Here is a 17,435-nt window from a genome sequence, read left to right as displayed (position 1 = left end):
TGTTTGATTACGTTTATACGGGTGGTGGGCGAAACTCTCAGGTGCGCATGGAAACCTTTAAGGCGAAGCGCCAGCGGGTCGACTCAGCTGTAAGGACGATCTGATCGATGGCGCGGATCTTCTGCACAGTCAACACCGGGAACAATGATCAACACCGAAAAGTCCGAGAGCACAGCCCAGAACACGCCCCAGCCCAGGCGGGGGCTTGATCTGAGTCCAACCCAAGTCATTGCCGGCGGCGGAGCCGCGGCGGTGGCTTCCGTCATAGGCGGACAGCTCGGACTTGGCGGGACCGTCGTGGGAGCCTTTATCCTCAGCGTCATTTCCGCTGTTGCGGTTCCGCTGATCCGTGCATCCCTCGAAAGAAGCCACAAGCAGCTCCAGCGCGTCGTGCCCCGCCGCGGCCCGAACGCGACCAGGTCCACCCTGCCCAAGGTCGCAGAACCTCCCAGCATCATCCGGGCCACCTCCAGCAAGGTTTCCGCTCACCCGTTGCCGGTCAACGAGGACGAGGAAGCCCCGATCCCCCAACAGAAGTACTTCACGGCCAGGAAGGTGTGGATGGCACTCGGAGGAACCGCAGCAATTTTCGTCGTCGGGTTGGGGTCCGTAATCGGCGTTCAGGCGGCGACAGGTACACCTTTGTCGAACGGGACAGGAGCCCTCCAGACAGGCATCTCCCAAGTTGCCAGCAATACAACGAACACCCGCGATGCCCCCGGGCCGGGCCCGCAGCCAAGCAACCCGGCGGTCGGCCCCACGAGCGCCCCGACCGACGAGCCAACCAGTCCGGCCCCGCAAGAGACCGTGGCGCCCGTCCCTACGAGTACGCCCAGCCCGGACCGAACGGCCCCCGGGGGAAAGGACACGCCGCTACCGTCGACAGCTCCAACCCACGCCGCTGGGACGGCGGCCCCGGGCAGTACCGGGAACGGAGCCGACGGGCAGTCCGCACCAGCCCCTAAAGCGGCTACCCCGGGACCCGCAGCCAAGTGAGAATGTCAATATCATCTGAGCCCACCTGGAGAAGTGCTGGGACGATGGTTGGAATCCGCGAGGTCCCACTGTGAGCCAATCAAGTTGACACAACCATTCGTCGGTGACCGTTGCTTTCCATGGCCACGGCAATGTGGGCCGCGTTATCGGCGGGGGTTGAAGTTTGCACCCGTCTCAGGCCAGCTCGGTGCTGGTCTTCCCGGCTGATATGGGTTACCGCGAGTCCCAGCGGAACCAGCGGATTCCGATGAAAGCGAACACCACGATGTATACCACACAGGCCAAGACTGAATAGGTGTCCTGACCGCTCCAAGCAGACTGGCTGAGGACATCTGAGAAGAGTGCCAGGAGGGCTCCGACAGGTGACCAGCCCGCGATGGTTTGCATCGAGTCCCCGAGGATGCCGCTGTCCCCGAGGAGACCGAGGAGCAGCAGGAAGATCATGAGCAACCGGCCGATCGCACTGACGGCGTTGGTTGACCGGACCAAGCCGACCAGGGCCTGCCCAATGGCCAAGAACATAGCTGCTCCGAGGACCGCGATGGCGATGACCAAGAGGTACTGGCCGATGTTGAGGGTCAGCCCGTGAACGATGGAGCCGACGATGACGACAATGACGGAAGCGAGCAGGTTCGTGGCTACCTGAACGACAAGGCGGCTGGTCATGATCATCCAGTTGGGCGCCGGGGTAACCCGAAGCCTTTGCAGCACACCGATCTCCCGGTCGCGGGCAAGGGCCAAGGGGAATCCGAGCAGACACGAGGTGAGCAGTCCGAGGCTCAACGCCAAGCCAATGAGAAGGTCTGACCCGCCGAGCCGTGATTGCGATTTGCCTAAGCTCGTGACTACTAGGATGACGACCGGCAGCAGGGCACTCAAGACAAGTGAGGTCTTGCTGTTGAGCATCACGATGGAGTCCGCACGCAGCAGCGAGCCCATCATGAGCCCGCGCTGCGGGCGGACAGTGTCGACGCTGTTGTTAGTCACGGATCTCACTTCCTGTCAGTCCGATGAAAACATCTTCCAAGGTCGGTGCGCCGTGGGCGACTGCCAGCACGCGCGGATCGTCCCGGTGTTTGTCGATCAGCTCCGACGGTTTGCCGATGGTCAGCAGTACCCCGTGGTCGATGATCGCCACACGGTCGCACACCGCCTGCGCCTCCTCCATTGAGTGGGTGGTCAAAAGGATGCTGTTGCCTTCGCCGCGGAGCTCTTCGATGCGACGCCATAGGCCGCGGCGTGACTGCGGGTCCAGCCCGGCGGTCGGCTCGTCAAGCAGCAGAAGAAGGGGGCTGCGGATCGTGGCGATGAACAGTGCGAGTCGTTGCTGCTGCCCCCCCTGACAGCTGTTTGAACCTTTTGCCTATTTCCTGTTCGAGCCCGATGGTCCGCATGCTCGCACCGATCTGCTCACGCGAGAGTTTCACCCCTAAAGGCCACCGTAGAGCCTTGCGCTCTGCTGGATCGTCAGCTCGGCCTGGAAGCTGGAGGACTGCAATTGCACCCCGAGGCACGCTTTCACGCCCAGAGGCTCCTGTTGGACATCGATTCCGTCCACCAGCAGCCGCCCGGACTTCGGTCTGACTAAGCCTTCAATGGCACTGAGCGTGCTCGTCTTCCCTGCACCGTTCGGGCCCGATAGGCCGAAGATCTCCCCGCGGTGAATCTGAAAACTGACACCTTCAACCACGCTCCGACCACCGTAGGCGACGTTCAGCTCGTAGACGTCCAGGACCGCTGGCGGTGCCGGTTCATTCACTTCACACGTCGTGTACCCCTCGGATCGTCCCAGCGCCTGGTTTCCAGGCGGTCCTATGCCGAGTCTAAATCGAAGACGGTGGAGAAGCGTTTCCGCCGCACGGCGATACCTATACGTCGGTAATCCCCCTTTCCCCCGGCATGCCCACATGCGCATGACAGGGTGGTCCACCGGTTTGCTCCTCCGTCCAAACGGCGTTTAACGATCACGGCTACCTCCGTCCGGATACTCACGGCGACCGCAAGGACTACCGGTACTGTTAGGGCTGAGCGGGCCACCCTGCCCACGGTACGGCCTTGCCTGGCCCCCAGCACCTCATTTTTCCTAGGAGTAGGGTGGGTACAGAACCCTTTGGGCCGGTATCCCCCGCAAGTTCTCCGGTCCGGGGACGCCTGAACCAGTGGAGGAGCACCATGGACATAGCCGAAGTAATCCTCAGTGACCATCATGAGCAGCGGCGCCTCTTCGCGCTGTTGGACGAGATGCATGACTGCCGGCCGGAGGAGTTGGACGCTGTCTGGAACCGGCTTCGCATCCTGTTGGAAGTCCATGCCAAGGCAGAAGAGGAGCTGTTCTACCCAGCCTTGCTGGACTTGGGGCGGGGCGCCGGCGGGAAAGACTCAGCCGGGGACGAAACGACCGATGCCATACACGACCACAACGAGATCCGCGACGCCGTGGCCGAGGTGACCGGCCACGCATCCGGGACCGCTCAGTGGTGGGCCGCCGTGGCAAAAACCAATGAAGTCAACGGCGATCACATGGCTGAGGAAGAACGCGAAGGTTTGGCTGACTTCCGTCAACACGCCCCGCTGGATCTTCGGCATCGTCTCGGCCTGGCCTTCAGCATCTTTGAATCCGCACACGCCTCAGGCATCAAAGCCCGGGATGTAAGCCCCGCGGAATACGTCGACAAGAACCAATAGCCTGCCCTTCTCTCGAACACTCCTGCCCTCGAGACGAGCTGTGGACGTGCAGGACCGGCCACGGATGAGGCCATCGGAGAGCCGCGGCCGGCCTTTGGTCCACTTGCCCGGTATTGGCTCGGCTAATCCTCGAAATATGCGGAGGTCCTGGTGGTTCCGCTCAGGTTCGCGACGATACTGCTCGCGACGGCGTGGACCTTTTCGTTCCGGTGGCTGGAGGCGTTGTTCAACGTTTTGAAGGCTTCGTCCTGGGTGCAGCGGTTTTGGGCCATAATCACTCCACAGGCAAGGTCGATGACGGTCCGGCTGGCCATGGCCGTTTTCAAGTCCCTGTTGAGCTGTTCGACGGTTTCGATCCGGATCGCCAAGCGCAGAGTGCTCCCGGCGACGTCCGCGAACGCAGCAGCTTCATCGATCACCTCCGAGGTGAACAAGCCGGCCTCCGGGGCAAAGAAGTTCAGTACAGCTTCAGAGCTCTCCCCGAGGTCCATCGGGACGCCCAATGCGCTGCGGCACCCGTTCTCTGCCAGGACGCGGCTGTACTCGGGCCATTCAACATCGGTGGCCACGTCGGCCAGCAACATCGGGTGCCCCGCATTCAGAGCATCCAAACATGGGCCTTGCCCGAGTTTTTGTTCGATGTTGTCCAAGAGCACCGCCTTCTCGCTGCTGCCCGCGATGGTGGCGGTACGTTTACGTCTGCGTAGAGTCAGCGCGCAGTCAATCGGCGCGCCCGCTACTCGGGTCATCGCAGTGGAGGCGAACCCCGTCACACCACGCAAAATACCCGTGATATCGGAACTGCTCGTCACCAACTCATGCAGGCTCAGGATGTGTTCGGCGTGTGCTGGGGTTTCCATAAGCACCATGGTAGGCCCGGGTCCCCGGACATTGCTTCCTACGTTGCACCGCAAATCCCCGCCTTGTACATTATTGATAAGTACACTGACGAATTATGCGCAGAGAACCCCGAATAGCACTGGGAATATCCCCTATGAATGACCTACTGCAGAGCGTGCGCTGGCTCCTAGTGAACAACGACATCAGCCTTGAACGTCTATGGATCAGGTACTGGGCACAGGGCGGGAACGCCGCCGAGTTCGAATACGAAGCCCTCATCTACGGCGTGCTGGTTCCGGAGCCCGTCGACCTGGTAATCCTTCGCCAGGTTCTCGACGACCTGGATATTGGCTAGCCTCTATGAGGTTGACGCACTGGTTTTAGGGTCCCGTTTCGGGGCCATCGATCTCTTTCGAGCCCCGCGCGCCCGCTGCGGGGCCTGGTGGTCATGGCCGGGAGACCGCCGTTTTATATATCTTTTACCGGCTCGTCGTTTTCCGGCTCTGGCGCTTCATCTCCTGCATAGGGCGCCCGCAGGCGCGCAGGGAGCTCATCGATGAGTTCATTTGCCGCACGTGCCAGCAAGTCCCTCTCCAACGGCGGCAGAGACAGCAGCAATTGGAGATACGCCTCTACCTCGTATTCACCGACAATGCCTCCGATACCGTAGTACCGCAGCCACAGTTCAGCGTTCTCTATCCCAGCGCTGCCCATGGCTCTACGCAGGCCGTTGAGCTGGGTCTGCTCAGAGCCCGTCAACCCATGTGCTGGTTTGTTTCTGTCAGGTTCTGTCATACGCGGTGTCCATCCGGGACCGTCAGATTATCCCGGCGTGAAACGACGCTCACTGTGCGCTTCCGTTGCCTCTGCGCCGGGAGTGGGAGGCTACGGGTGGGAATGCCAGAGCCGTTGAAGGCGCCGCGTGCGAGCTGCGCTTCGGCGATTTCGCGAAGCTTGGCTACAAGGAGCATCTGTTTGCTGCTGGGATTGTGGAGGGGCAACCGGACCGCCTCGCTTAGCGAACCCTGATTCACGGAATCCGAGGACTGCCCGGCTTGAAGAGAAGCTCTGACCCATACTCCATCTTCTCATCCAGCCAATTCCTCCGACCAGCACGGCCTGCAAGGGGCCCCGGAGGACCGCACACATTAATGTTTCGGGGTATTCATCAGTGGTTTCTTCACACCCCTCATTCTCGGCATCGTAAAGTTTGGCGTTACTGGCCTTCAGCTCAAGCATGATGGCGTCCAGCTTCACATGCCTCGCCGCCGGATCCCGGTTTTGCGTGTTCGGGATAATCAGGACCATCAGGAACGTCACCATGGGGGAATTCGTGTTGATGACCAGCTGCCAACTATCGGAGAAACCCCAGCAACGGACCAGGGGGCCCAAAAAATCAGTACGGCGACCGACCCAACAAACACCCATGCACGGCCCGTGACGGCGGAGGAAACCGTTCTAGTGGAGCGCGTCCGTCTGGAGAAGGGCACCGTCTCCGAGGACCGCCGGGCCAGCGCGGAAGCCCGCAAGAAAAACATCCAAACAGACGGAATCGACAGGGACCGCCGCTAAGGGCAGAACCCCACCAGTCCCGCCCGGTTGTTTGGCAAGGCACCGAAAGGTGCCGGAGTCGGCCGTGACCGACGTCGAAAAAGGACATCACTCCGACCGCCCACGGTTCGTCCGCCAGTGCGCAGGTGGCTGGCAGGAGATCACCACAACTTCGGGAGACCCGCAATGACCACCCCGGCTATGCAGCGAGGGATCTCATGGACGAGAACGACATTTCCGGGGCTGCTGACATGTTCTCTTCGGCCTGCCTAGCCTCTGCTGCGTCGGTGCGCCCGGTGAAGAAATTCCCCGGTGTCCTTCTTCGATTTCCTTGGTAGCCGGGTGCGGTGTAGGGCAATAGCGGCTGCGATCGTGGCGACGACTTGTGCCAGGGCCGTCAGGGTTTTTTCGGTGAACCACACGGGTTCATACATTGCCGGGAAGGGCCCAAAAGCCGGCACGTCGATGTAACGGTAGAGCAGCAGGACGCCAAGGCCTCCGCCGGCGACGACCAAGGCCGCCAGATACGCTACCTTGCCGGGCCGGACAAGGACGTAGAGCGCCGCCGCAGCGGCAGCTGCCGCTTCGAAGAAGAAGAGGTTTCCTTCGCCGATGCCGTCAGGGGCAGCGGACTGGTAGCCGGGGGCCAGCCGGATGTGGACGACGGCATCAATGACCAAGGTAACCACAATGATTAGCCGCAGGAGCACAGGCACCGGCGAGCCCCTGCGGCTGCGGGAAGTACGGTATCCGTGCTGTTTCATGGGGTCCTCACCACGAGGTTGGTTGTCGGGGCCTATCTGCGGCCTATTTGACCGTGAGGGTTCCGTGCATGTTGGAGTGGTACGTGCAGTGGTATGCGTAGCTTCCGGGTTTCGCCGGGGCGGTGAACATGGCGCTGGTGCCGGGCTTGACCACGACGTTGAAGGAGCCGTCATCGGCGGTCACGGTGTGCGCCTCTGTGTCCATGTTCATGACGGTTATCATCGCTCCGGCCGCGACGTCAGCGGGGCCGCTGTAAGCGAAGGATTTAATGTGAATGGTCGTATCCGCCATGGCGGTGGACCCGCTGGAGGTTGATCCCATGGAGGATCCCCCCATGCCGGGGTCCATGGACGCACTCGATGAGGCGGTGCCCGATGAGGCAGCGCCCGGAGAGGCCGCCGTCGGGGTGGTCGCCGTACCCGCGGTCCCGCAGGCGCTGGCGGCCAGGATGGTGGTCACCGCGAGCAGGGTGAGGGTGATGCGTTGACGGGCTTTTGTGGTCGTCATCTGTTTTTCCTTTTCGCGCGACTTTCGGTGAATGGTGGTGGGCAGTTGCCCGCCTGGATCGGCTGCGGCCTCAGGCAGGGTGGCTGGAGGTCAGGTGGGCGTAGACCACAGTGTTGTCCAGGTACTCCCTGGTGGCGGGATCGTAGCCGCCGCAGGTGATCAGGCGGACTTCGGGTCGATCAGCGTTCTTATAGACATCCACGGTGGGAAAAGCGGCTTTGTGGTAGACGTCTACCTTGTCCACGGTGAAGACTGCGGCGATGTGGTCAGCGCGGATCAGGGTAATGTCCTGGCCCTGGGTAAGTTCGTGGAGGCGGTAGAACAGTCCGATCGGGGTGTTGATGGCGTTGACGTGGCCGAGGATGATGGCGGAGCCGGTCTGTCCTGGGGTGGGCGAGCCCTGGTACCAGCCCCCGGGCGCACCGGGTTCCCCGGGCGGAGTTTGGATCTCTCCGTTGGCCTGTTTGCCCAGCGGCAGCAGGGCCGCGTCGACACCGATTGACGGCACTTCCACCCGGAGGGGTACGGATGCCGGCAGGGCCGCGTCGGGCGCAACAGGCACGGCAGCCGGAGCGGAACTGGCTGTCGCTGCAGGGCTCGGTGTCGGAGCCGGTACTTCCGCCGCAGACGTCGTCGGGGCTGTGGCGGGGAGCGTGGCGGTCGCCTGTGATGGCGGCGGCTGGGCGTGAAGCCCGAGGGCGGTGGTAGCGATGCCGCCCGCCAGGAGCAGGGCGGCCGCCGCGGACACGATGAAGCGTCCGCGGCGGCTGCTGTTCAGTGGTTCCATCAGGTCCCTGGAATCTCTGCTTTCCGGGCCCTAGGAGGCCATGCGGCGGCGAAGCGCGTAAGCCCCGCCGGCTGCCAGGACGAGACCGCCGCCTGCAGCCATCAGGCCCAGGTCAGGTCCCGCCGGGGCCGGGGTCGTGATACCGGTGCCGGGGGCCCCGGCAGGCATTGCTGTCAGGGTCCCGCACAGGGCGGGTGAGGTGGCTGCCAGGGGCAGGGACGGGACGAGGTCGCTGGGTTCCTTCTGCGCGGCGGCTGACAGGGTGGCCGGGTCCAGGCCGTGGACGACGACGACGGCGGTGCCGGCCTTGAGGGAATCAGCGGTCTTCGCGTCCAAGGCGAAGGTTCGGTTGTAAGTGTAGGAGGCGCCCATGCCCGCGACCTTCAAATCGGTGCCCGCTGCCGGACTGGTGTCGCCGCTGGTTGAAAGCGTCGCACCGATCGCGCCGTAGGACGGACCGCCTTCCGTGGTGCTGATTACGCCGTCTTTATTGGTGTCCGCGGACATGTCCGGGCAGGTGCCCTTGGCTCCGATGTGGATGTGCTGGACGTGCGGGTAGGGGTTGCCGCCGAAGGTCGCAGCGAGTCCTGAAACCTTTTCGGTAACGGTGGCCTGGTTACCGCTGACGGTAATCATCACCGTTCCCGAGGCGTTGCTGCCGTTGATCGAGGCCAGATTGGCCTGGTAGTTGGTGGTGTCTGCGGCGAGGGCGGGGCTGGTGGATAGTGCAAGCGCACCCAAGGCAAGGGCCGGGGCGATCAGGAAAGCTGATTTCTTCATGACTTTATCCTTCGAATGGAATGAACGCTCCCGGTTGGGGACGCGCATGACTGTGACACCTGATATTCGTTGTGGTCCCGACCACGGATGGGTGGGATTCCTAAAAACATTTCTATTCGGACCAGCAGGCCAGGACGGTGGTGGCGACTTGGTAGGCAAACGCACCGTTGGCGATCTGTTGGGGCCCGACCACTGCGGGAAGGGATGAGGCGTCCACCGTCAGGACGAAGCTGTCCTTGACAAACACCGCCGAGGTGGCCGTTTGGAAAGCCGGGAAACCCAAATTCGCCAACCCCCCGATGAGAGTGCCACGGACTACCGCCTGCTGTTGATCGAAATAGGCGCGGGCGGCGGCCGGGTCAGCCGATTCCTTGACCGATAACACGAAGGGACCCGCCGGCAACGCATAAGTACAGGTATAGAGCCGGTCCTTCCAGGCGTCGGTGGTCTGGGGTGTCGACGCCAACCCGAGGATCCGGACAATGTTGGATCGGGTTTCGTCCCCGCAAATCATCTTTGCCGACGACGACGGCGAACTCGCCGCTGCGGAGGCCGAAACAGTGGTGGTTGGCGGAGGAGCTGAGGGGCTGCCGGGTGCCTGGGCGGCGGTTCCCGGGCCCGCGGCACATCCGGCCAGCAGCACCGCGGACACGCTCACAGCACCGATCCAGGCACCCCGCGCGAACTGGGAGCGCCCGGCAAAGTGGAAGCGCGTCCTGCTTTTCATGATGCACCTTTCACGCCTCTCGAAGCCCGGCACAGGATGCGCCGGAGCCCTTTCCCCTAGTATTCGCTGCGGCAGGGCCCGCGGATGGGTCCAGTCCGCGGCTCACCCCTGAGAGCCCCGGGTGAAGCTTGAGCAGGCCGTGGAAGAGGCCAGCGGAACAACGCTACGTGCAAGCATCCGGGACGGGATCTACTGGGGATAACCGGGACGCAGTACGCGCCATAACATCTACGATCATGCGTCTCAAAAAGCCGAGAGCGGCGGGCCCGAAGGGCGGTATGAGGCCAAGTAGAGGAGGGGGCCCTGTGAGAGTGCGTCCCACCAGCTTTGACCACCTGTTGTGGTGGTACTGACGAAACTCGTCAAGTCCTTCCGGGCCCCGGCGCGCCGCCAAGCGGATCTATGCCGACCAAAACTGGAAGCGGGCGAAGGGTGCGAGGTCCAGTGATGGGCGATGGCTGACGCCCTAGATGTTCCGGCGTTGGGCGGATGTGGGCTGCGTAAGGGAGGCGGGGGTTCGTCCGTGTCGGCGGGGGCCCGGCGGGAACCTCGAGTGCGGCCTGCAAGCCGCGAGACCGGAAGCGCCCGTTCGCCGGGCCCTTAGCAGGCAGTCCGTGGGGTCTGGCTTGCCACCGCGAGAGGTATCAGCCCTTCCCCTTTCCGTTTCCGTGGCCGGGCTTCGACGGGGCTATCGGGGGCTGGGGCGCAGTTGGCTGCGGAGCCCGGCTCGCGGCGCTTCCGCCCGTGGCCTGATCGCTGTTGGGGGTCTGTGGCGTTGAACCGTCGATCAGGTTCTGGGGCGGGGCGTCGAAGTCACCATGGTCGTAGAGCCCGACGACCTGCTGCATGTACTGCGCCCACTGTGGTCCGGCGATATAGGCCCCGTCGACCAGTGGATAGAATTTGCCGTTGACCGTGATGTCGCGTCCGAGCCGGGAGGGACCACCGTTGAAGGGGTCTCCGAAGAAGGACGCCGTTGCCAGGCCTTTCGTGTAGCCGAGAACCCAAGTCTGATTGTTGTACTGGTTGGTTCCGGTCTTGGCGGCGTCCGGGACGCCGAGCTTCTGCGGGATGAGCAGGCCCGAGCCCTTGGTGAGGACATCCTGGAGGACATTGGTGGTGGCCTTGGCGACATCCGGTTTCAGGGCGTTCGGCTGGCACGCGGATGCCTGCCCTCCGATTCTGTTGCCCGCGGCGTCGTCGACTTCGGCGATGGAGAGGGGGGCGCAGTACGTGCCGTCCGCGGCGAAGGTTGCGAACGCGTTGGCCATCGTCACGGGGGCGACGTTCTGGCTGCCCAAGATGTTGCCCAGGGTCGAGAGGTCGATTTTCTTGTCGTTCCCGTCGCCCAAGTGCAGGCCGATGGCGTCGGCGGCCCGCTGGACGTCGCAGAAGTCGTTCAGCCCGGCGAGGGACGCGAACGTCGCGGTGTTGATTGAGTTGTAGATGCCCTCGCGGACAGTCATGGGCCGGTACCAGCCGGGTTCATCGTTCTGGAGGTCCGTGGAGGGTGGAAGAGTGCTGTCGAACCAGCCATGGACGGGGCCGCATGTGGTCTTCCACGGGTAGTTGACGCCGTAGCGCCGCTTTGACGCGTCGACAATCTGGTTCGTCGTTTTGCCCTCGCCGAGCCAGGCCGCGAGGGTCACGGGTTTCATGGTCGAACCTGGCTGCATGCCGCCCACGCCGCCCAGGTCGTTGCCGTTGGCGTCCGCGCGGTCGACGTTGAAGTTGTATGTCGAGACGAAGCCGGTTCCCTGGCCAGCGAGCGTGCGGGAGTTCTGTGCCATGGCGAGGATCTTGCCCGTGCCGGGCTGGACCGTCACGAGGGAGGCTCCCCATTTGTCAGGGTTCGCCCCTGTCGTGACGTCGACTTGGGCTTGGGCGGGTCCTTGGAGGCGCGGGTCCAGGGTGGTCTTGATGGTCAGGCCACCGCGCATGATCTTCTGGATCCGGTCCTCTTGGGTCGCACCATAGGCGGGGTCGTTCTGTATCTGGTGGAGGACGTAGTCGCAGAAGTACTGGGCCTGGACGGCGTAGGCGCAGCCCTGCTTGGGCGGGTTGACCTTGAGCTGGATCGGCGTGTTGACGGCGTCGTCGTGTTGCTGCCGGTCGATGTAGCCGTGCTGGAGCATCGCATCGAGCACCAGGTCCCGCCGTGTCTTGGACGCCGCCGGGTGCTGGGTCGGGTCGAACAGCGAGGGGCCGTTGACCAGGCCAGCGAGCAGGGCCGCCTGGGGCAGGGTGAGGTCCCTGGCGTCGACGGAGAAGAAGTACTGGCTGGCGGCCTGGATGCCGTAGGCGTTGGCGCTGAAGCCTACGATGTTGAGGTAGCCGGCGAGGATCTGGTCCTTCGTGAACTGTTTCTCGAGGGCGATGGCGAGCTTCATCTCACGGAGTTTGTCGCTGATGCTCTTCTGGCCGTTGAGCACTATCTGGGCGTCCTTGCCCTGGGCGATGAGGTTCTCGTTGAGCACGTTGGTCACGTACTGCTGGGTCAACGTGGAGGCACCCTGCCGGGCCCCGCCGCTGTTCGTCACGAGGGCGCGGAGGATGCCTGTCGGGTCGATACCCCCGTGCTCGTAGAAGCGGTAATCCTCGATTGCCACGATAGCGTTCTTGATATTGGCGGACATCTGATCGAGGGGAACCTGGGTGCGGTTCTCGTTGAACAGCGTCGCGATCGGGGATCCATCTGCCGCGAGGACCCTCGTCACCTGCCCGGGAGGGGCCACGGCCAGCTCGCTGGGCAGTCCGTTGAAGAACTGGACCGAGCCGTTCGCCGTGATTCCGGCCACGGCCGCGGCCGGCACCATCAGACCGGCCACGAGCATCCCGCAGACTGCGCTCACGCCGAGGAAGATCAGGATCCGGCCGAGCGTTGTTCCCGTGTCCAGGAGCCGGTTCCTACCGGAAGCCACAGCGGCCGGTGCCCGGGTCCCGGCCGGATCCGACCCAGCACCGTGCGGAAGCATGCCTCGTTCACGGGGCCAAGGCCGAATTCGTATCCGATTGAACATATCTTCCTCAAGTTCTCTGGTGATGAATCGAATTGATTGTCGGTCGTGGTGGAGTGCCGCCTCGGCACCCACCACGACCGCCATGGCCACCGGCAGACACGAGGAGCCCGTGACCTTCCTCCAGAGAAATCCGGTCCGCCCGGACCGGAACCAGGGACGGAAGAAAAGCGGGCTGCGCGGTCAAGGAAAGTCTCCTATGCATGATGTGGTGCCATACATGAGGTGATGCAACATATGTACTATGACAAGTATGAAGATTACCACCACCGCCGTTCGCCCGTGGGGGGATCCGGCATACGGGTCCCCGGACGATGCCGCCCTCACAAGCACCTTGACGGCTTCACGGGCCCTGCTGGGGGTCATCGCCCGTTCGCTGGCACCGGTGATGGACACGGTGACGTTGCCCCAGTTCCGGGTCCTGGTGGTGCTGTCCAACTTCGGACCGCTGCGGATGGGTGAACTGGCCCAGCATGTAGGGGCGAACCAGTCCAGCTTCAGCCGTTTCGCCGACCGGATGGTCGCCGGCGGCCTCATCGCGCGCTCGGCCAGCCCAGACAACCGCCGCGAGGTCATCATTTCCCTGACGGAAGAGGGTGCACAGGTGTATGCCGAGGTCACCGGTGCCCGCAAACGGGAAATCGCAGTGGTCTTGGAGAAGCTCTCCGAGCCGGACCTGGACGCGGTGCTGGCCGGCTTTGAGGTCTTCGCCCGTGCCGCCGGGGAGCCCTCCGCCGACGAGACACTAATCTTGGGGATCTAGAGGTGGCGCTGCAGCACGCCATGCCGGACCCCGGTGCCGGGGATCCGGTAACAGCGATGAGCGGGCCGATGTGGATGCCCGGCCTGCCGCCCACGCTGGAACGTGTGCTGGCCTGGCACCCCCAGCCCGTCCCCGTTCTGCCACTAATCGTCCTCATCCTGTTGTTGCTTTACGGAAGCGGTGTCTTCGTTCTCCGCCGCAGGGGCGTGCGCTGGCCGGCTGCGCGGAGCATCTGGTGGCTTCTGGGCCTGGCAACCGTGCTGTCCGTGACGGCCACCGGAATCGAGGGCTACGGGATGGAGCTCTTCAGCGTCCACATGGTCCAGCACATGGTCCTGAACATGCTCGCTCCCGTTTTCCTGGTCCTCGGGGCCCCGGTGACCCTGCTGCTCAGGGCCTTGCCGGCAGGAACGGGACGCCGCGCAAGCATAAGGCGGGGCGTTCTGCGGCTCCTTCACAGCCGGGCTGCCGCCGTCCTCATGCATCCTGCCGTGACATTCTCCCTGTTCATGACCAGCCTGTACGGGCTCTATTTCACCCCAGTCTTCGACTACCTGATGGGCACCTGGTGGGGGCACAACCTGATGCTCGTGCACTTCCTTCTTATTGGGTTCATCTACTTCTGGGGGATCATCGGCGTCGACCCTTCCCCGCGCAAATCCCGGGACGGGCTGCGCGCCAAGGCCGGCTCGGTACTGCCAGTGCTTGAGCTTGCCGCGACGGCGCCCTTCCACGCCTTTTTCGGGGTCGTGGTCATGATGTCCACTGCCTTAATGGTCAGGTTCTACTCCACGCCAGTGCCAGGCTGGCACGTATTCCCCCTGGCCGATCAGGCCGCCGGCGGCGGCATCGCGTGGGGATTCACGGAGCTTCCGACTCTCCTTGTCCTCGGGGTGCTCGTGGTGAAATGGCAGAAGTCGGACCAGCGCACCACCGGGGCCGCAGAGAGGCGAGCGTCCCGTGAAGGCGACACCGAACTCGCCGCCTACAACGCCTACCTGAGTTCACTGGACACCCGCAACGGGGGCCGGCACTGACTTGGCTCCTTCCGGCACAGGCGCAGGAGCGGTCCTGTACGCATTCACGCTCGGGCTCAAAGCTGCGCCCAACCCCTGCGGATTTCCGATGCTTCCGGCCTATCCTGTCCCTTTCCCAGCCAACCGCACCGGCTCTTCGACCGCCCGAACCAAGCACCGGAGATCGGAGACCGGCCGGGCCCTGCTCACCGGAGCCAGCGTCAGCGCCGGGTTCGTGGCCTGCACTGCGGCCAATCGGCTCGGGTCATGATCCGCACCTCAAAACCCCGGTTCATAGTGCTGCAAGGATTCCGGCGATGTCATCCAAGGCTCCGGGGACCAGCGAGTAATACGCCCATGTTCCGCGCTTTTCGCGGTGCAACAGACCCGCCTCGACCAGGATCTTCAGATGATGGGAAACGGTGGGCTGGCCAAGATCCAGAGGTTCGGTGAGATCGCAGACGCAAGCTTCCCCGCCGTCGGCGGCCTTGACGATGGAGAGCAGGCGCAGCCGGTTGGGGTCCGCCAGCGCTTTGAACACCACGGCCCGGCGCTGTGCTTCCTCAGCGCCAAGGCCGGGGACAGCCGGCGGGCAGCACGTGGTCTGCGTATCCGGTTCAAGAAGGGGCAGCGAGGTCATCTACCTATTATGTCGCAACATTGACATTCATCAATGTTTGGACCGTCGTCGAGACAGGCCTATTTCTTGGCTGCTTCGGCGGAGTGAGGAATCACGACGTCGTCGGCGGCCCTGTCGGCATGTGGGAAGAGCAAGAGCAGGACTCCCACGCCAACAGCGGCGCCGAGGATCTGGACGGCGATGAACGGCAGGACGGAACCCGGCGCAATGCCAGCGAAAGTGTCACTGAAAATACGCCCGATGGTCACGGCCGGGTTCGCGAACGACGTCGAGGACGTAAACCAATACGCAGCGCCGATATAGGCACCGACCGCCGGGGCAGCCAAAGCTCCGCGCCTTGTGGCCGCAAGGGAGAAGATCAGCAGAACCAGGCCGGCTGTCGCGACCACCTCCGCCAACAGATGACCCGCCGTTGCCCGCTCCTTGGTCGAGATGGAGGTGCCCACCTCGAACATCGCGCTTGCCAGAACACTGCCCCCGATGGCGCCGATAATCTGGGCCAGGACGTAGAGGCCGAGGTCCGGCAAGGGCAGGCCGGATCCGCTGCGCCGCCCAAGGAACCAGTCGACCAGGGAGACAACGGGGTTGAAGTGGGCGCCGCTGACCGGCCCGAACACCAGAATCAAGACCGCCAGTCCAAGCACCGTTGCCGTGCTGTTTTGCAGCAACTGCAGCCCAACATCGTTGGGGGACAGTTGCTGGGCGGCGATCCCCGAGCCGACGACGATGGCAACGAGCACGGAGGTGCCGATGAGTTCAGCGATGGCACGGCGCCATAGGGGCGGTTGGAGTGAAGTCATGCCAACAGCTTGACCCAAAGAATTAACTCAGTCAAAATTGAATCAATGAACATTGAATCAGCTGACACATTCCAGGCGCGGGTAGCCAGGCACGCAGCCCTTGCCGATCCGGCGCGCCTGCGCATCATGGACCTGCTGACGCTGGGCGACTTCTCGCCCTCGGAGCTCCAGGCCGAACTGGGCATGCCCGCCAACTTGCTCTCCCACCACCTCCGCACGCTTGAGGAGGCCGGGCTGGCAACCCGCCACCGCTCCGAAGCGGACAAGCGCCGCAGCTACCTCCGCCTCGCAACAGGCGCCCTGGATGGACTTGCACCCGGGGCGACACACGCGGCCAGCCGTGTCCTGTTCGTCTGCACCCGCAACAGTGCCCGCTCCCAACTGGCCACCGCCCTCTGGCGACAGGTCAGCGACATCCCCGCGGCTTCGGCCGGAACTCACCCCGCAGACCGCATCGCCCGCGGAGCCGTCGAGACCGCCCGACGCCACGGGCTGGACTTGCCGGACATTGCCCCGCGCACCCTGGAGGCGGTTGCTGACGGGGCCGACCTGGTCGTGACCGTCTGCGACAACGCCCACGAAGAACTGACCGGGCTGTGCGGAATCCACTGGTCCGTACCTGACCCCCTCCGCCTGGACACGGCAGCCGCTTTCGATGCGACCTTCAATGACATCGCCCACCGCATCAACGACCTCGCGCCCCGTATCACCGCCGCCTAGCATCTGGCGTTCGGTGCAATATTGACATTCATCAATCTATCGTCCGATACTCCCTATATCGATCATCATCAATGTTCAATACGGAGAGTCTCCCTCGCGGGCGCACCGCTTCAAACCCACCTACCCGTTCACACAACGATTCCAGGAGTGACACCCGTGAGCACCGAAACCACGAAGAAGCCCTCCGTCCTGTTCGTCTGCGTCCACAACGCCGGACGTTCCCAGATGGCCGCCGCGTTCCTGACCACCCTGGGCAACGGTGAGATCGAAGTCCGCTCCGCCGGTTCCCAACCCGCCCACAAGGTCAACCCGGCCGCCGTCGAGGCCATGGCCGAACTGGGCATCGACATGTCCGCCGAAATCCCGAAAGTCCTGACCACCGAAGCCGTGAAGGAATCCGACGTCGTGATCACCATGGGCTGCGGCGACGAATGCCCTTACTTCCCGGGCAAGCGCTACGACGACTGGGTCTTGGAAGACCCCGCAGGCCAGGGCGTGGATGCCGTCCGTCCGATCCGCGATGAGATCAAGACCCGCGTCGAGGGCCTGATCGCCTCCCTCGTCCCGGCCTCCAAGTAACCGGCTTTTCGAACACGAGGAGAGGCTCACGTGAGCACCGAGGTCCACAACGAACAACTGATCATCATCGGGTCCGGTCCTGCCGGCTACACAGCGGCGATTTATGCCGCCAGGGCCGGGTTGAACCCCTTGGTTTTGGCCGGCTCGGTCACTGCCGGTGGCGCGCTGATGAACACCACCGACGTCGAGAACTTCCCTGGCTTCCCCGGGGGCATCCAGGGTCCTGAGCTGATGGACGGGCTCCAGGAGCAGGCGGAAAAGT

The 17,435-nt window shown here is 63.6% G+C and carries 23 protein-coding genes; 9 read left to right on the top strand and 14 right to left on the bottom strand.

Features of this window, described 5'->3' with window-relative positions:
* The first annotated feature begins 144 nt into the window (after positions 1-144).
* Positions 145-996 carry a hypothetical protein gene (locus tag QRN04_RS04180; RefSeq protein WP_284974902.1) on the top strand — a complete coding sequence of 284 codons (852 nt, stop codon included), beginning with the start codon at positions 145-147 and terminating at the stop codon, positions 994-996.
* Positions 997-1,209: 213 nt separating this feature from the next.
* Here the strand turns inward: QRN04_RS04180 and QRN04_RS04175 are convergent, their stop codons facing one another.
* The 3 genes from QRN04_RS04175 to QRN04_RS04165 all read right to left on the bottom strand — a co-directional run bounded on the left by QRN04_RS04175 (position 1,210) and on the right by QRN04_RS04165 (position 2,755).
* A complete protein-coding gene (locus QRN04_RS04175; protein WP_284974901.1) occupies positions 1,210-1,983 on the bottom strand; it encodes an ABC transporter permease in 774 nt (257 codons plus the stop codon).
* Positions 1,976-2,311 carry an AAA family ATPase gene (locus tag QRN04_RS04170; protein ID WP_350224916.1) on the bottom strand — a complete coding sequence of 112 codons (336 nt, stop codon included), beginning with the start codon at positions 2,309-2,311 and terminating at the stop codon, positions 1,976-1,978. Before QRN04_RS04170 ends, QRN04_RS04175 begins: the two co-directional genes overlap by 8 nt.
* Positions 2,312-2,425: 114 nt before the next feature.
* On the bottom strand, positions 2,426-2,755 hold the full coding sequence (locus tag QRN04_RS04165; protein WP_284974900.1) for an ATP-binding cassette domain-containing protein: 330 nt from the start codon (positions 2,753-2,755) through the stop codon (positions 2,426-2,428).
* A gap of 413 nt (positions 2,756-3,168) precedes the next feature.
* Here QRN04_RS04165 and QRN04_RS04160 point away from each other — a divergent pair, with 413 nt between their 5' ends.
* Positions 3,169-3,681 carry a hemerythrin domain-containing protein gene (locus tag QRN04_RS04160; protein ID WP_284974899.1) on the top strand — a complete coding sequence of 171 codons (513 nt, stop codon included), beginning with the start codon at positions 3,169-3,171 and terminating at the stop codon, positions 3,679-3,681.
* Between the two features lie 122 nt (positions 3,682-3,803).
* On the opposite strand, the gene QRN04_RS04155 is transcribed toward QRN04_RS04160, so the two are convergent.
* Positions 3,804-4,541, bottom strand: coding sequence for a GAF and ANTAR domain-containing protein (locus tag QRN04_RS04155; protein WP_284974898.1), 738 nt, complete (start codon positions 4,539-4,541; stop codon positions 3,804-3,806).
* 134 nt (positions 4,542-4,675) lie between these two features.
* On the opposite strand from QRN04_RS04155, the gene QRN04_RS04150 reads away from it, so the two are divergent.
* On the top strand, positions 4,676-4,876 hold the full coding sequence (locus QRN04_RS04150; RefSeq protein ID WP_284974897.1) for a hypothetical protein: 201 nt from the start codon (positions 4,676-4,678) through the stop codon (positions 4,874-4,876).
* A gap of 113 nt (positions 4,877-4,989) precedes the next feature.
* On the opposite strand, the gene QRN04_RS04145 is transcribed toward QRN04_RS04150, so the two are convergent.
* Complete coding sequence (locus QRN04_RS04145) at positions 4,990-5,316, bottom strand: hypothetical protein (protein ID WP_350224911.1); 327 nt, start codon at positions 5,314-5,316, stop codon at positions 4,990-4,992.
* 90 nt (positions 5,317-5,406) lie between these two features.
* Positions 5,407-5,844: a low affinity iron permease family protein gene (locus tag QRN04_RS18115; RefSeq protein ID WP_350224910.1), complete on the bottom strand. Its 438-nt coding sequence runs from the start codon at positions 5,842-5,844 to the stop codon at positions 5,407-5,409.
* Positions 5,845-5,958: 114 nt separating this feature from the next.
* On the opposite strand from QRN04_RS18115, the gene QRN04_RS04140 reads away from it, so the two are divergent.
* Positions 5,959-6,093 (top strand): hypothetical protein, encoded by a 135-nt coding sequence (locus tag QRN04_RS04140; RefSeq protein ID WP_284974896.1) that lies wholly within the window; start codon positions 5,959-5,961, stop codon positions 6,091-6,093.
* A 248-nt stretch (positions 6,094-6,341) separates the two neighbouring features.
* Here the strand turns inward: QRN04_RS04140 and QRN04_RS04135 are convergent, their stop codons facing one another.
* The 6 genes from QRN04_RS04135 to QRN04_RS04110 all read right to left on the bottom strand — a co-directional run bounded on the left by QRN04_RS04135 (position 6,342) and on the right by QRN04_RS04110 (position 12,613).
* A complete protein-coding gene (locus tag QRN04_RS04135; protein ID WP_284974895.1) occupies positions 6,342-6,836 on the bottom strand; it encodes a hypothetical protein in 495 nt (164 codons plus the stop codon).
* Between the two features lie 43 nt (positions 6,837-6,879).
* Positions 6,880-7,344: a cupredoxin domain-containing protein gene (locus tag QRN04_RS04130; RefSeq protein ID WP_284974894.1), complete on the bottom strand. Its 465-nt coding sequence runs from the start codon at positions 7,342-7,344 to the stop codon at positions 6,880-6,882.
* A 70-nt stretch (positions 7,345-7,414) separates the two neighbouring features.
* Positions 7,415-8,131: a class F sortase gene (locus tag QRN04_RS04125; RefSeq protein ID WP_284974893.1), complete on the bottom strand. Its 717-nt coding sequence runs from the start codon at positions 8,129-8,131 to the stop codon at positions 7,415-7,417.
* 30 nt (positions 8,132-8,161) lie between these two features.
* Positions 8,162-8,911, bottom strand: a complete 750-nt coding sequence (locus tag QRN04_RS04120) for a hypothetical protein (RefSeq protein ID WP_284974892.1) — start codon at positions 8,909-8,911, stop codon at positions 8,162-8,164.
* 112 nt (positions 8,912-9,023) lie between these two features.
* The gene (locus QRN04_RS04115; protein ID WP_284974891.1) at positions 9,024-9,638 is read right to left on the bottom strand and encodes a hypothetical protein; all 615 of its coding nucleotides are present in this window, start codon (positions 9,636-9,638) and stop codon (positions 9,024-9,026) included.
* A gap of 644 nt (positions 9,639-10,282) precedes the next feature.
* Positions 10,283-12,613, bottom strand: a complete 2,331-nt coding sequence (locus QRN04_RS04110) for a transglycosylase domain-containing protein (protein WP_284974890.1) — start codon at positions 12,611-12,613, stop codon at positions 10,283-10,285.
* A 286-nt stretch (positions 12,614-12,899) separates the two neighbouring features.
* Here QRN04_RS04110 and QRN04_RS04105 point away from each other — a divergent pair, with 286 nt between their 5' ends.
* Together QRN04_RS04105 and QRN04_RS04100 are read left to right on the top strand one after the other, a co-directional pair.
* Positions 12,900-13,418, top strand: a complete 519-nt coding sequence (locus QRN04_RS04105) for a MarR family winged helix-turn-helix transcriptional regulator (RefSeq protein WP_284974889.1) — start codon at positions 12,900-12,902, stop codon at positions 13,416-13,418.
* Between the two features lie 2 nt (positions 13,419-13,420).
* Complete coding sequence (locus tag QRN04_RS04100; protein WP_284974888.1) at positions 13,421-14,455, top strand: cytochrome c oxidase assembly protein; 1,035 nt, start codon at positions 13,421-13,423, stop codon at positions 14,453-14,455.
* A 271-nt stretch (positions 14,456-14,726) separates the two neighbouring features.
* Here QRN04_RS04100 and QRN04_RS04095 read toward each other — a convergent pair whose 3' ends face one another.
* Positions 14,727-15,074 carry an ArsR/SmtB family transcription factor gene (locus QRN04_RS04095; RefSeq protein WP_284974887.1) on the bottom strand — a complete coding sequence of 116 codons (348 nt, stop codon included), beginning with the start codon at positions 15,072-15,074 and terminating at the stop codon, positions 14,727-14,729.
* Positions 15,075-15,133: 59 nt separating this feature from the next.
* On the bottom strand, positions 15,134-15,874 hold the full coding sequence (locus QRN04_RS04090; protein ID WP_284974886.1) for an aquaporin: 741 nt from the start codon (positions 15,872-15,874) through the stop codon (positions 15,134-15,136).
* Between the two features lie 45 nt (positions 15,875-15,919).
* Here QRN04_RS04090 and QRN04_RS04085 point away from each other — a divergent pair, with 45 nt between their 5' ends.
* The 3 genes from QRN04_RS04085 to QRN04_RS04075 form a co-directional block, all read left to right on the top strand.
* Entirely contained in the window at positions 15,920-16,594 is a 675-nt protein-coding gene (locus QRN04_RS04085; RefSeq protein ID WP_284974885.1) for an arsenate reductase/protein-tyrosine-phosphatase family protein, read from the top strand.
* A 156-nt stretch (positions 16,595-16,750) separates the two neighbouring features.
* A complete protein-coding gene (locus tag QRN04_RS04080; RefSeq protein ID WP_284974884.1) occupies positions 16,751-17,173 on the top strand; it encodes an arsenate reductase ArsC in 423 nt (140 codons plus the stop codon).
* Positions 17,174-17,203: 30 nt separating this feature from the next.
* Positions 17,204-17,435 (top strand): NAD(P)/FAD-dependent oxidoreductase (locus QRN04_RS04075; protein WP_284974883.1); only part of this gene is annotated, 232 nt, incomplete at its 3' end.

The sequence above is a fragment of the Arthrobacter sp. efr-133-TYG-104 genome, assembly GCF_030208915.1.
Lineage (GTDB): Bacteria > Actinomycetota > Actinomycetes > Actinomycetales > Micrococcaceae > Arthrobacter.
The sequence above is the reverse complement of the archived record's forward strand: the minus strand, read 5'-3'. Positions and strand labels throughout refer to the sequence as shown.

Coding starts and splice junctions, on each gene's coding strand:
- QRN04_RS04105 (WP_284974889.1), top strand. CDS start 12,900: ATGACAAGTATGAAGATTACCACCACCGCCGTTCGCCCGTGGGGGGAT.
- QRN04_RS04135 (WP_284974895.1), bottom strand. CDS start 6,836: ATGAAACAGCACGGATACCGTACTTCCCGCAGCCGCAGGGGCTCGCCG.
- QRN04_RS04150 (WP_284974897.1), top strand. CDS start 4,676: ATGAATGACCTACTGCAGAGCGTGCGCTGGCTCCTAGTGAACAACGAC.
- QRN04_RS18115 (WP_350224910.1), bottom strand. CDS start 5,844: ATGGTGACGTTCCTGATGGTCCTGATTATCCCGAACACGCAAAACCGG.
- QRN04_RS04110 (WP_284974890.1), bottom strand. CDS start 12,613: ATGCTTCCGCACGGTGCTGGGTCGGATCCGGCCGGGACCCGGGCACCG.
- QRN04_RS04145 (WP_350224911.1), bottom strand. CDS start 5,316: ATGACAGAACCTGACAGAAACAAACCAGCACATGGGTTGACGGGCTCT.
- QRN04_RS04155 (WP_284974898.1), bottom strand. CDS start 4,541: ATGGAAACCCCAGCACACGCCGAACACATCCTGAGCCTGCATGAGTTG.
- QRN04_RS04180 (WP_284974902.1), top strand. CDS start 145: ATGATCAACACCGAAAAGTCCGAGAGCACAGCCCAGAACACGCCCCAG.
- QRN04_RS04085 (WP_284974885.1), top strand. CDS start 15,920: ATGAACATTGAATCAGCTGACACATTCCAGGCGCGGGTAGCCAGGCAC.
- QRN04_RS04090 (WP_284974886.1), bottom strand. CDS start 15,874: ATGACTTCACTCCAACCGCCCCTATGGCGCCGTGCCATCGCTGAACTC.
- QRN04_RS04120 (WP_284974892.1), bottom strand. CDS start 8,911: ATGAAGAAATCAGCTTTCCTGATCGCCCCGGCCCTTGCCTTGGGTGCG.
- QRN04_RS04115 (WP_284974891.1), bottom strand. CDS start 9,638: ATGAAAAGCAGGACGCGCTTCCACTTTGCCGGGCGCTCCCAGTTCGCG.
- QRN04_RS04125 (WP_284974893.1), bottom strand. CDS start 8,131: ATGGAACCACTGAACAGCAGCCGCCGCGGACGCTTCATCGTGTCCGCG.
- QRN04_RS04130 (WP_284974894.1), bottom strand. CDS start 7,344: ATGACGACCACAAAAGCCCGTCAACGCATCACCCTCACCCTGCTCGCG.
- QRN04_RS04160 (WP_284974899.1), top strand. CDS start 3,169: ATGGACATAGCCGAAGTAATCCTCAGTGACCATCATGAGCAGCGGCGC.
- QRN04_RS04095 (WP_284974887.1), bottom strand. CDS start 15,074: ATGACCTCGCTGCCCCTTCTTGAACCGGATACGCAGACCACGTGCTGC.